Annotated in this window: 10 protein-coding genes; 6 read left to right on the top strand and 4 right to left on the bottom strand. The window is 66.2% G+C overall.

Annotation, left to right across the window (positions count from 1 at the left end; genetic code table 11):
• Window positions 1-100 precede the first annotated feature (100 nt).
• From ACZ6S8_RS15125 to ACZ6S8_RS15135, 3 genes are read right to left on the bottom strand one after another with little or no spacing between them, the layout of a single operon-like run.
• Window positions 101-1,597 carry a sodium:solute symporter family protein gene (locus ACZ6S8_RS15125; RefSeq protein ID WP_469456005.1) on the bottom strand — a complete coding sequence of 499 codons (1,497 nt, stop codon included), beginning with the start codon at window positions 1,595-1,597 and terminating at the stop codon, window positions 101-103.
• Window positions 1,598-1,635: 38 nt separating this feature from the next.
• The gene (locus tag ACZ6S8_RS15130; protein ID WP_469455777.1) at window positions 1,636-1,833 is read right to left on the bottom strand and encodes a DUF3311 domain-containing protein; all 198 of its coding nucleotides are present in this window, start codon (window positions 1,831-1,833) and stop codon (window positions 1,636-1,638) included.
• Window positions 1,834-1,842: 9 nt separating this feature from the next.
• Entirely contained in the window at window positions 1,843-2,703 is an 861-nt protein-coding gene (locus tag ACZ6S8_RS15135) for a class E sortase (RefSeq protein ID WP_469455778.1), read from the bottom strand.
• A 56-nt stretch (window positions 2,704-2,759) separates the two neighbouring features.
• Here ACZ6S8_RS15135 and ACZ6S8_RS15140 point away from each other — a divergent pair, with 56 nt between their 5' ends.
• The 5 genes from ACZ6S8_RS15140 to ACZ6S8_RS15160 all read left to right on the top strand — a co-directional run bounded on the left by ACZ6S8_RS15140 (window position 2,760) and on the right by ACZ6S8_RS15160 (window position 10,066).
• A complete protein-coding gene (locus tag ACZ6S8_RS15140; RefSeq protein WP_469455779.1) occupies window positions 2,760-3,764 on the top strand; it encodes an SEC-C domain-containing protein in 1,005 nt (334 codons plus the stop codon).
• 161 nt (window positions 3,765-3,925) lie between these two features.
• Window positions 3,926-5,452: an ATP-binding protein gene (locus tag ACZ6S8_RS15145; protein WP_469455782.1), complete on the top strand. Its 1,527-nt coding sequence runs from the start codon at window positions 3,926-3,928 to the stop codon at window positions 5,450-5,452.
• A 17-nt stretch (window positions 5,453-5,469) separates the two neighbouring features.
• On the top strand, window positions 5,470-8,409 hold the full coding sequence (locus ACZ6S8_RS15150; RefSeq protein WP_469455784.1) for a Z1 domain-containing protein: 2,940 nt from the start codon (window positions 5,470-5,472) through the stop codon (window positions 8,407-8,409).
• A 98-nt stretch (window positions 8,410-8,507) separates the two neighbouring features.
• Entirely contained in the window at window positions 8,508-9,485 is a 978-nt protein-coding gene (locus tag ACZ6S8_RS15155) for a NaeI family type II restriction endonuclease (RefSeq protein ID WP_469456007.1), read from the top strand.
• A 140-nt stretch (window positions 9,486-9,625) separates the two neighbouring features.
• Window positions 9,626-10,066 (top strand): very short patch repair endonuclease, encoded by a 441-nt coding sequence (locus tag ACZ6S8_RS15160; protein WP_469455786.1) that lies wholly within the window; start codon window positions 9,626-9,628, stop codon window positions 10,064-10,066.
• A 14-nt stretch (window positions 10,067-10,080) separates the two neighbouring features.
• Here the strand turns inward: ACZ6S8_RS15160 and ACZ6S8_RS15165 are convergent, their stop codons facing one another.
• Window positions 10,081-11,166 carry a DNA cytosine methyltransferase gene (locus ACZ6S8_RS15165; RefSeq protein ID WP_469455787.1) on the bottom strand — a complete coding sequence of 362 codons (1,086 nt, stop codon included), beginning with the start codon at window positions 11,164-11,166 and terminating at the stop codon, window positions 10,081-10,083.
• A gap of 160 nt (window positions 11,167-11,326) precedes the next feature.
• Here ACZ6S8_RS15165 and ACZ6S8_RS15170 point away from each other — a divergent pair, with 160 nt between their 5' ends.
• Window positions 11,327-12,124 carry an HNH endonuclease gene (locus tag ACZ6S8_RS15170; protein WP_469455789.1) on the top strand — a complete coding sequence of 266 codons (798 nt, stop codon included), beginning with the start codon at window positions 11,327-11,329 and terminating at the stop codon, window positions 12,122-12,124.
• The last annotated feature ends 180 nt before the right edge of the window (window positions 12,125-12,304 follow it).

Consider the following 12,304-nt stretch of genomic DNA (forward strand, 5'->3'; position numbering starts at 1 on the left):
ACGGGAGACGGCCGCCGCTTCGTTGCCGAGCCACGCTGACCGCCCCCTTCCCTCTCCCGCGTACGAACTCCCGTACGGCACCGGTCACTCGGATCCGATCCTAACCGGCCCCGCCGACAACCGGTACGGATCCGGCCCCCGGCAGCGGATCCCGGGCCAGTACCTCCTCGTCCGGCCGCCCGTCCCCGGTCTCCGGCGGGCCGAGCCGGGACACCGCCAGCGCGACCGCCACGTTCACCACGAGGGCCACCGCCCCCGCGTTCACCCCCCACACCGGATCGTTCCCGGTGAAGACCAGCACACAGACCAGCCCGACGCCGACGGCCAGCCCGCTCACCGCACCCGCCGTCGTCAGCCCCCGCCACACCAGCCCCAGCAGCAGCATCGGCACCAGCTGCGCCATGCCCTCGTACGAGACGAGGGAGAGCCGCACCAGCGTGTTCGGGGCGACGTACGTCATCACCAGCGCGACCGCCCCGGCGATCACCACGACCGTCTGCGACGCCCGCTTCTGCCGCTCCCCCGCGCTCCACCCCGGGACCAGCGACAGCACGCTGCGCCCCCACATCGTGCCGATGACCAGCATGAACACCGCCATCGGCACGATCGACGACAGCGCGGCGGCCACCCCGACCAGACCCACCGCCCAGGCCGGCAGCGAGTCCACCACCAGCTCGAACAGCGCGAGGTTGGAGTCCGCCCCGGTCAGCCCCGGCACCACGAACAGCGCCGCCATGCCCAGCAGCATCGGCACGAGGAGCAGCACGTTGTAGGCGGGCAGCAGCACGGCGTTGCGGCGCAGCGCGTCGGCGTCGCGCGCACCCAGGTAGCCCGCGACGGTGGTGGGGAAGATGACGACGGTGAGCGCGTTCAGCACGGTCGTGGACGCGAACCAGGCGGTCCCCAGCTCACCGCGCCCGCCCGGGCCGGCCCCGTGCCCCGGCAGGGTCAGCCACTGCGGCCGCTCCGCCACGAGCCGGTCGAAGAGCTCCCCGTAGCCGCCGAAGTAGTGCAGGGGCACGTACACCGCCAGGAACGCGAGGGTCCCGATGACCAGCACGTCCTTGAGCACCGACACCCACGCGCTGCCGCGCAGCCCGCTGACGACCACGAAGCCGGTCGTGACCGCGAAGGCCACGAAGTACGCCCACCCCAGCGGGACGGCCCCGTAGGTGACCGTCGAGACCACGACGCCCATGCCGGTGATCTGGAGCTGGATGTAGGGCAGCAGGAAGACGGTCGCGAGGATGGCGACCGCGGCTCCCAGCCAGGGGCGCCCGTACCGGTGGGCCACCATGTCGGTGATCCCGACCAGGCCGTGGCGCCGCGCGTAGTCCCACAGCAGCGGGCCGACCACGTACCCGAGGGCGTAGCCGCAGGTCATGTACGCGATCACGTACATGACCGGCGCCCCGTACGAGTAGCCCCAGCCGGCCGCCCCGAGGTAGCTGAAGCTGGTGTAGCCCTCGCCGGCCATCAGCACCCAGATGAACACGGTCCCCAGCGAGCGCCCGCCGACCGACCACTCGGCGAGCCCGCCGCCGCCCCCGCCGCGCCCGCGCACCGCGAGCAGCCCGAGCGCGACGGTCGCCACCATGGACACGGCGAAGACGCCGGTCGCCACCGCGGCCCCGCTCACCGGTGGTCCCCCCGCCAGGCCAGCCACACGGCGAGCGGCGTCACCAGCGTGGCCCCGGCGCACCAGACGAGCAGGAACGGCACCCCGCCGATCCGCGGCTCGATCCGGTTCACGAACGGCAGGGCGGCGACGAACAGCACGAAGGGGACGGCCAGCCAGGCCAGATGGGGGCGCTTGGCCCGGTCGGAACGCACCGCCTCACCCTAAGCAGGCGGCAGCGGCCTGAGCGTCCCCCACACCACCAGCCGGTACCTGGAGGTGTATTCGGGCGTGCAGGTGGTGAGGGTGATGTACGCGCCCGGCTCGCCGTAGCCGTACTCCGGCTTGACCAGGCTGCGCGGCACCGGCGCGATCACCCCGGTGTCCCGCTCGGTGGTCTCGGCGAGGACCTTCCCGACCACGTACGTGTACCTGCGTCCCCGCACGTCGACCAGGAGCTCGTCCCCCGCCCGCAGCCGGTTCAGGTAGCGGAACGGTTCGCCGTGGGTGTTGCGGTGCCCCGCGAGCGCGAAGTTCCCGCGCTCCCCGGGCGCCGCGGTGCCCGGGTACTGGCCGGCGTACCCCTTGTCGAGGACGGTCCGCTTGTCGACGCCCCGGGCGACGGGGACGGAGAGGCCGAGGCGCGGGACGCGCAGGACGGCGTACGCGGACCCGCCGGCCGCCGGCGCTCCGGCGGCGGGCGCGGGGGCCTTGGGCGCGGGGCGGGACGCGGGGGCGGGAGCGGGGGCGGACGGCACGGCGGCCGGTCCGCCGGGGGAGGCCGACCCGCCGCCCGGAAGCCCGGTTTGAGGCGTTTCAACCATTTCATCTGATTCGACGGGTGGGGCGGCTTCACCGGACGTGGCGGGGGCGGAGCCCCACTCGCGCTCCAGGGCCCGCACCCGGTCCTGCGCGCCGGCGAGGGCCTGCCGGTTGGTCCACCACACCTGGTGCACCACCAGCAACGCCACCACCACCCCCACGGTGGTGACCACTTCGGCGCACACCCACAGCGCCCGCGCGAACGCCACCCGCGGGACCCGTCGTGCGCGCCCCTGCACCACCACCGGTATGTGATCTCTCACGGGCGGCACCATAAGACCTCCCCCGCCAACTGACCAGCGGCAGTACGGTGTGAACCATGCGCCCCGACACGCCTGCAGAGCACATCGCCGAAGCCGAGCGCCTCATCCGCACGGCGACCCGCTACCCCGAGGACCAGGAGCCGTTGCTCCTCCAGGCCGCGGCCCACCTGGAACTGGGTGACGCGCGCGATCGGGCGAGCGCCCTGTACGACCTGCTCCTGACGTCCGACCCCGCCGACCCGCTCCTGATCAAGGCCCTCCAGGCGGCCAACCTCTGGGAGTACGGCCACGAGGCGGAGGCCCGCGCCCTGATCTCGGGCATCCGCGCGGCCGCCCCCGCGGAACCGGCGCCCTGGGAGATCATCGCGGAGGCCCTGGAGGCCCACGACGAGCTGGAGGCCTCGCACGACTGCTTCACCGAGGCCGCCGCGCTCCTCATCACGGAGGACGCCCCGCTCACCCAGGCCACCACGGCCCTGCTGACCGGCCGCCACCGGGTCCGCCGCCTCCTGGGCCGGCAGCACGACGACTGGGACATGGTCGCCGACACCCGCCACATCGGCCCGATCCCGCTCGACGAACTCCACGACCCGAAGCGCATCTGGGCCCTGGGCTCCGACGACCCGGCGGAACTCCGCGCGGAGATCGCCCGCCTCCGCGCGGAACTGGGCGACCGCCGCGCGGCGCTCTCCCGCCCGTTCCCGGTGGCGATCCTGCACTGGCCCCAGCGCGAACTGGCCGAGCTCCTGACGAGCTACCCCACCCTGTCCGCGGAGTACCCCACCCACGGCACCCACCTCGCCCGCATCGAGGCGTCCCTGCGCGCCCTGGCCGCCTCGGGCACCACGAACCTCGGCATCGTCACGGCCAGCGTCCCCTCCTTCGAGGCCTTCGCCGCGTCGGAGAAGACCTCCCCGGCCTCCCCGTCCCTCCTGGCGGAGTACGCCACCACCCTGGCGGCCCGAGGCAAGGCCACCCCGTGGCCCCCGACCCCGACGGCCTCGTGCTGGTGCACGTCGGGCAAGCCGTACTCGGAATGCCACGGCACCTCCCCGGAGTGACCGTCGCGGACCCGCCCGCACCGGAACCCGGACAGTAATGCCATAGGCCTGCCCGAAGATCTTGCTATGCGCTAGCGTCATCACACATCCGCAGATATGGAGTGGAAGATCCTCCGCTGCCGGATTCCTCCGCCCCTGCGCTCCAGAGGTTTGCCGCTCACATGCCCTATTCACCTTCCGGCGACTGGCAGTTCGACATACCCACGCTGGGCAGCAAACAGCTCCCGCCAGCTGCCCGCTACGTCGAGTCGCTGGCACACCAGGGGTACGGCTTCGAGGCCGCCATCGCGGACCTCGTGGACAACTCGATAGACGCGGGAGCCCGCAACGTCGTCATCAGCTTCCTCCGCGACGGCGACCGGCTCGTCAGCCTCCTGGTCATCGATGACGGTTGCGGGATGGATGACGCCGCTCTTGACGTCGCAATGATCGTAGGAGGCCGCGAAGGCTACGCCGACGGGGCTCTGGGCCATTTTGGGGCTGGCTTGAAGGCCGCCTCGCTCTCGCACGCCGGGTCCCTGACAGTCGCCAGTCGCACCAAGCGCAGTCCCGCCGCCGGGCGACGCTGGCTGACCGCTCAAGCGCAGCACGACTTCAGCTGCGACATCGTGGACCCGAAGTACTGCCAGGAACTGGTCGACCGGTACGACGGCGTAATCGGCTGGCACGGGACCATCGTGCGGTGGGACAGCGTCCGCGCCTTTGACACGGTGCTGTCTGGTCAGACCGACCGGTTCCTCAACGAGCAGATCGAAAAGCTGGAGTCTCACCTAGGTCTGTACCTGCACAGGTTCCTGTCCCGGGATGACTTCCACATCGACCTCGTCGTCGAGGATGTCCTGACGAAGGAGGAACTCGATCACCGGGGTGTGGAGCCGATCGACCCCTTCGGGTACCGGGTCCCGGGGCGAGCCGGATACCCGCGGACGTTTGAGGTGCCCATCGAGGGCGTCGGCGCAGTAGCACTTGAGGCCCATGTGTGGCCGCCGCGCTCTCAGCTCGTTTCGTACCGCGGCGTAGGCCCCTTGGCAGACCGTCAGGGCTTCTACATCTACCGCAACGACCGCCTCGTCCAGGCTGGCGGCTGGAACGGCATTCGTGGCGCGGAGACGCATCACAACCTGGCACGGATTTCCTTCGATCTCCCCCCGTCACAGAATGACGTCTTCAGCCTGACGGTCAAAAAGGACGGTGTCGGCGTCACCCCGGCGTTCGCCCGCGGAATCGAGAAGGCCGTCGATTCCGGCGGCCAATCCTTCACCGCATTCCTTGCGGAAGCCGAGACGGTCTACCGCGAGGCTGCCCGGCGCTCAGCTGACGTACAGCGCACAAGTGCCGTTCCGCCGGGCAAGGGAATTGACCCCAAGCTCAAGCGTGCGCTACGCGATGAGCTGCCCCAGATCGAGGGTGAAGTCCCGATCACCTTCCGCTGGGAGGCTCTAGCCTCAGATGTCTTCTTCGACATCGACCGCGATGAACACGTCGTCAGACTTAACAGGACGTACCGCCCGGCTTTCAACAGCGGACGGCGCGCTGGAGCCAACGACGCCCCGGTACTGAAGGGGCTGCTCTACCTCATGCTCGAAAAGAACTTCCGGCTGGGACGTTCCAGTGCCCAGCGCAACGACGAAATGGCCCTTTGGAACAGCGTGCTGCTGTCTGCCGCTCGTTGTGAACTGGCCCGCTGACTGGAGCTGTAGCACTTGTGACTGACCACCTGCTCAATCTCCACACTGACGCACTCGGTGCCATGCGACGCGCTCCCAGGGACTTCAGCCGTCTGGCAGCCGGGCTCTCAGAAGCCGATGACGGCAGAGACCTCGATTTGGAAGCATTCCGGATGCGCATCGCGGGGGGCGATCCCGGGTTGACCACGATCTGGAGCCGTGCCCTATCCCCATGGGACGCCGCCCTGCATACCGACTGGTCGAGCGCTCCGGCCTGCTCGGACGAACGACGGGCCGACGCCTACACGCGGCTGGGATTCGATGCTGACCTGGCCAAGGCCCTGGACACTGCAGTCCCCGTCGACAAGGGCCCCCAGCCCGTCGTGATCAGCGATAGCAATCAAGCCTGGTACACACGGGACAAAGCGTTGTCCCGGGCCTTCTACTGGCCGGCGTACGAAAACCTGCTCCGCAACAAAGGCTGGGGTGAACCAGCTATCACGAGCCTCGGCGAGGCTGCCCACAACATCGTCGAGCGGCTGTCGGACCCCGCCCGGCCGGAGGCTTATGCAGCTCGGGGTCTGGTGGTCGGATACGTCCAGTCCGGCAAGACCGCCAACTTCACGGGCGTCATCGCCAAGGCCGTGGACGCCGGATACCGCCTCGTCATCGTTCTCGGCGGCACCCTAAACTTGCTGCGCGGGCAAACCCAGCGACGGCTCGACATGGAGCTGATCGGGCAGGAGAATATTCTCCGCGGTGCGGATCCTAACGATCTTGATGCACTCATTGGCGTCGACTACCAGGATGACGAGGACTGGCCGAAGAAATTCGTCTCGCACGGCGGGAGGCCGTCCCATCTCGGCGCATTCGACATCGAGCGTCTGACGACCAAGGACAAGGACTACCAGTCCCTGGAGCGGGGCATCCGTGCGCTGGACATCGAAAAGCTGGAGAAGGCACTGCCTCTCCACGACCCGGCAAATCTTCATCACGCTGCCGCCCGCATCATGGTCGTCAAGAAAAACAAGTCTGTACTGACTAAGCTCGTGAACGACCTCAAGAAGATCGGTCCCATTCTGGGAGAGATTCCGGCTCTCATCATCGACGATGAGTCAGATCAGGCGTCAGTCAACACAACGGACCCAAGCAAATGGGAAGAGGGTAAAGCGAACCGGTCCGCCATCAACAAGCTGGTCTGTGACCTTCTGGGCTTGATGCCGCGCGCGCAGTACATCGGCTACACCGCGACCCCTTTCGCGAACGTCTTCGTGGACCCGGACGACTCCGAGGACTTCTTCCCTCGCGACTTCCTGGTATCACTTCCCCGCCCTGTCGGGTACATGGGTGTGGAAGACTTCCACGATCTGAACTCTGAGCTGCCCATCGACGAGCGTACGGTGGCCAACTCACAGGCAGAGGCACATGTACGCGGGATCTACAGCAACACGGGGGACCGTTTGCTGGAAGCAATGGACGCCTTCGTCCTAGCCGGTGCCCTCAAGCTCTACCGGGCAGCGAACGGGGTCCCAAGCGGCTCGTTCCGGCACCACACCATGCTGGTTCACGAGTCCGTACGAGTAGCGGACCATGCCGCACTTGCCGACCGCATCAAGTCGCTCTGGGACTCGTCATACATGAGCAGTGAGTCCCACCTCCGCCTGGCAGCCCTCTTCGAAGAGGACTTCAAGTCTGTATGCGACGCAAGGGCCGAAGGGCTTCCGACCCCCGCCTCGTACGAGGGACTGCGCGCCCACGTCAGCCGCGCCCGGCAGCTGATCGGGTCCGGCGGGAATCCCGTCATCATCGTCAACGGCGCAAACGAGAAGGACTACGCACAGCCCGGCCTCGACTTCGACCGCACCCCGAACGTCTGGAAGATCCTCGTCGGTGGCACCAAATTGTCCCGCGGCTTTACGGTAGAAGGCCTGACCGTCACGTACTACCGCCGCAAAACGCAACAGGCCGACACCCTGATGCAGATGGGTCGTTGGTTCGGATTCCGTTCCGGGTATCGGGACCTCGTCCGGCTGTACATCGGCCGCGAGGAACCACATGGCAAAGACAAGACAATCGACCTGTACGAAGCCTTCGAAGCAATCTGCCAGGACGAGGAAGCTTTTCGCAGCGAACTCGCCCAGTACGCAGAGATGATCGATGGCGAGCCGCAGCTCACGCCCCGGAAGGTGCTGCCGCTGGTATCCCAGCATCTGGGCCTTGTCAAACCGACGGCGCGCAACAAGATGTTCAACGCCGAGCTGACGGAAATCCGTTCACCGGGGCGGCCAATAGAGCCTGCGGCGTATCCCCGCGACGCTTCCTCCATTGAGGCGAACGTCAGGCGCTGGAAGCCGCTCCTCCATGTATTCGGGGGCGCCAGTCGGACGCTGGACCTGCCTCCCGACGAGACGAGCCCTCTCAGGCGTACGTTCGAGGCGACAACCTCCCTCATCCCGCACGCCAGCCTAATCGGCGTTCTCCGTCAGCTGGAGTGGGAAGGTGATAACCACTTCGAGCCCCATCTGAACTACCTGTCCAAACTCAATGGCGAACTTGCCTTGGTCGATGAATGGCTGATTGTCGCACCGCGAATGACATCCGCCCGACGGGTAGAAGCAAGCGTGCTGGGATCCGGTCCGGCTTCACTGGTTCGACGCTCGCGCCAGTTGGACAAAGCCGCTTTTGGGCGCATCTCCGGCATGGAGCATCGCCGGTGGGCAGAGACACTTATCAAGAACGCAGGCGTTGGACGCGAGAATGCCCAAGCATGCGCACTCAGCGTAGGCCCGAGCACAGGCATCGTCCTCCTCTATCCGGTTGTCGAGGCGTCCAATGATGCCGGCCTCGTGTCAGCCGTCACGGATGGCATTGGCGACCCCAGGCGCATCATCATGGCGTTCACAGTGGTCTCACCCACCGCAGCCAACGATTCTTCCCGCCGGTTGCTGCGTTATCAGGCGAGGCGGTCAGGTAACTGACAGAACTAGCACGGGCTGCCCTGGCCGACAACAGAGGGCTGCTCGGTCTCATCATGACGAACCCCCGCGTGCACATCTTTCAGCGAAAGATCAACCACTTGCTGCCTCTGGACATTTCAGCCGCGACCAACATTCACTCCCAGGCTCTCCTGCAGGGCGATCCAGAGCTGGCAGCGGTGTACAGACACCTGCTCCGTATTGACCCAGCCGGCCAGCGGTTCGCATCTGTTCTCCGTGACACGATCGACCAACTGCTCAACGGCGAGGTCACCGGCCGGTACGACTGGAAGGCCCTCTTCAAGACGGAGAAGACCCACGCAGGGACGCTTGTCGAGATTAATCTCCAGCGGGAGTTCACGTTCGATGACGGTATCGACATGGACTACAAAATCGCGGACGCCGATGTTGACTGCAAATACTCTCAGCAGTTCGGCGGCTGGATGATTCCGCCGGAGGCCTTGGGACATCTATGCCTACTCGTCTGGGCGGACGACTACACGAGCCGATGGAGTGCTGGCCTGCTGCGCATAGAAGAACGATGGCTGAATCGCGGCAACAACCGGGACATGAAGCTGACGGTGAAGGCCGAGCATCGCGACAGGATCCTCTGGCTCTCACATCAGGCCGAACTTCCAGAGAACGTACTGCTGCACCTCTCCCCAGCCACGCGGGACGCCATCCTGTCGCCCTCATCTGGGCAGAAGCGGGTCAACGAACTCTTCCGGCGGGTACAGAACCGGAGGATCGGCCGTGGAGTAATCCGCACCGTGGCGCAGCAGAGTGATTACATGGCGCGCGTTCGAGAAGCTAAGGGGCGCGCACGCACCGTACTCCGCGAAGAGGGTGTTCTCATCCCTGGCCACTACAGCAGCCATCAGCACGTCGCCCGAGCTCTCGGGGCAGTGGTGCCCCGCCCTGGGGAGCTCGTCAGCTTCCGCGTCGCACGGGCGCAGGCACACCATGGCGACCGACCGCGGGTCAACCTCGATGGTCAGACCTGGGTGCTCGCCAATGACGACGATCCAGTGGAGACCGCACCCTTCCTTCCCAAGCACACAGAGAACGAGAACAGCTGAATACTCCCAGGGAAATGGGAGCCCGCCAACCTCGCCGGTATCAGTGATTCAATATTAAGAGGGCTGGCAGCGACACCCACGGGGCCCGAAGGCTGTCCATTCCGCGATCAAGAGCAGCAGAGGAAACGGGGGCAGGCGAAATGAAGGAAGACTGGACAGCTCCGGCCGGCTCCTGGGCCTCCTCAGCCGCACGACGCAGGAACATGCAGGCGATCCGAAGCAGGGACACCAAACCTGAACAGCTGGTGCGCCGCTTGGTACACGCTTACGGGCTCCGCTACCGGGTCGCAGCGAGACCGCTGCCTCACCTTCGCCGGACAGCGGACATGGTCTTCCGTCCGGCGAAGCTGGCTGTGTTCATCGACGGCTGCTACTGGCACGGCTGTCCAGAGCACTACGTGCCGCCAAAGACAAACAGCGGGTACTGGTCCGAGAAGGTGACGCGCAACGTGGCCCGCGACAGGGACACCGACCAGCACCTGAAGGCCGCCGGGTGGACCGTACTCCGCTTCTGGGAGCACGAGCCACCGGCGGACTGTGCGTTGAGTATCGTTGCGACCGTCAGTCGGCTCCGCCGCTGAAGGACGTTCGCCTGTTAGGCGCCCGGTTCCACCGTGATGGCCTTCTTTTCCAGAGCTGCCCGAATACGTCGGCCAACGGCTTCAGCCACCGGCGGCGGGAAGGCGTTCCCTACCTGGCGGTAGGCGGCCGTCTTCTTCCCACGGAACTGCCACGTCTCAGGGAAACCCTGAATGATCGCCGCCTGCTCGACGGTCAGCTTGGGACCAGCGGCCGCGAAGAGATCCCTGCTCTCGTCCGTGATCTTGTCCCAGTCGTTAGCCACACCCAGACCGCAGACTCCGAGCTTCCCCCACGCCTTCTTGGCCCGTGTGGGGCCAAGATCGGCCCCCCCGTGCTTCTTAGAGCCGCCGACAAGAGTTGGTGCAATGTCCGCTTCGGCTGCATCGAACCACTTCTTGAACGCCGCTTCAGCTCCGGGATCCGTGGACTGGTCAAAGCGGTGGCGCATCGTCTCCTCCAGCGCCTGCCCCACCGTGACCTTGACGATTTCGTTCTCGTCTACTTCGCTGGCCGGTTTGAAAGGAACGAAGAATGGCGCATATTCCGGCTGCAGCGCTACGAGGATGGCTCGCGGCCTGAGCTGCGGCACGCCGAAGTGCCACGCTTCCAAGACCCGCCACATACACACCTCGTAGCCTGCTTCCTTCAGGCGGCGCTCAATCGTGTTCTGACGGTACTCCCGGAACTTTTCCGGGGGCTCAAGCAGCCCACGCACATTTTCGATCATGACAGCCTTGGGGCGCAGGTCCTCGACCATCCTGAGCATCGTCGGGAACAGGTCCCGCTCGTCGTCCTCTCCGAGCTGCTTGCCGGCGGCAGAAAACGGCGGACACGGCACCCCGCCCGCAAGAAGAGAGAGCTCCCCTTCTGCCAGGGCAAGCTCAGCCACATCGAACTCGGTCAGGTCTCGCTGCAGAACCCGGCAGCCAGCCCACCCCGCGGTGTTCGCCTGGAGGGTCGTAACCGCGTTTGCGTCGATCTCGATCAAGGCATGATGCTTGAACCCGGCGCGGTGCAGTCCAAGGGCTTGCCCCCCTGCCCCGGCGCAGATTTCCACCGATGTGAACCCCGACTCCGGCTCTGACTCAGTGCTGGTCATGCACCCTCCTTCCAGATTTGCGCGACGGACACACCTTGCAATCCGCCCTCACCGAGGGTGACAGACCCCACTGACAACGCGACCTCCACAAGTGTGCGACACGATTCGGCCTGCCCAGTACTCTCTGCACGTCCCACCGAACGCTTATACGTTACTGACCATGCGAAGCCCTCCGTGGACATGGGATGAACTACTGCTGGCCTGCGCCCTCGTCGTCAGGAACGGCTGGCGCGAGCTGCGGGCCGGCGATCCCGCTGTGACCGAGCTCTCTGAGTTGCTCAGGTCTCTGCCCCTGCCCGATCGCGCCGGTCTGCCCGAGCGCCTTCCTGAGTACCGGTCTGTCGGTAGCGTCTCCCGCAAGACCACTGATCTTGCTTCCAATCATCCCGCCTACTCGGGCAAGCCCACGAAGGGCGGGAGCCTGGACAGACGAATCATCCAGGCGTTCCTCACAAACAAGTCCGTGATGCTCCAGGCCGCCCAGGCCATCGAAACCGGCATTGGGTCGGGTCAGCTTGCCCTGATCCCCGAGCAGCCGGACGAAGCTGCCGATGACGGAACAACCGCGGCTGAAGGCAGGCTGCTCGCCCGATGGGCAATCTCCCGGGAGCGTAACCCTGCCCTGCGAAGGCACAAGATCACCCAGGCTCGCGCATCTGGGCTGCCGCTGCGGTGCGCTGTTTGCAGCTTCGACTTCAGCTCCGCGTACGGATCGCTCGGAGACGGCTACATCGAAGTGCACCACGTGCAGCCGCTCCACGTTTCAGGGCCCTGCGAAACCAAACTGGACGATCTTGCCCTGCTGTGCGCCAACTGCCACCGCATGTGTCATCGCAGCCACAACGGGGTGCCTTGGCGCACCCCGGATGAGCTGAAAATGATGATGAACCCACACTCTGACCTGACACGTCCATCAGGTGCCGACAGGTCCCACGCTGGGTCCACGTCGACCTCATAGGGGGCTGGGGCAGTCCTGGATGCAATCACCATCTCAGCACTGTTCCCGCCTCCCCATTACGGCCGGACACTGGCACTGGCCCGTGTCCGCGCAGAGGTCGAACCCGACGGACCGTAGCCATGACTGCTCCTCCTGCCTCGAGCCGACTGCAGGAGCTTGCAATCCCTGCACCGAAGCGTG

This window comes from Streptomyces sp. NPDC048461 (assembly GCF_055587105.1).

Bases quoted from the DNA above. Each gene is read 5' to 3' on its own strand.
- ACZ6S8_RS15165 (WP_469455787.1), bottom strand. From the start codon at position 11,166: ATGACCAGCACTGAGTCAGAGCCGGAGTCGGGGTTCACATCGGTGGAA.
- ACZ6S8_RS15160 (WP_469455786.1), top strand. From the start codon at position 9,626: ATGAAGGAAGACTGGACAGCTCCGGCCGGCTCCTGGGCCTCCTCAGCC.
- ACZ6S8_RS15140 (WP_469455779.1), top strand. From the start codon at position 2,760: ATGCGCCCCGACACGCCTGCAGAGCACATCGCCGAAGCCGAGCGCCTC.
- ACZ6S8_RS15170 (WP_469455789.1), top strand. From the start codon at position 11,327: ATGCGAAGCCCTCCGTGGACATGGGATGAACTACTGCTGGCCTGCGCC.
- ACZ6S8_RS15125 (WP_469456005.1), bottom strand. From the start codon at position 1,597: ATGGTGGCGACCGTCGCGCTCGGGCTGCTCGCGGTGCGCGGGCGCGGC.
- ACZ6S8_RS15145 (WP_469455782.1), top strand. From the start codon at position 3,926: ATGCCCTATTCACCTTCCGGCGACTGGCAGTTCGACATACCCACGCTG.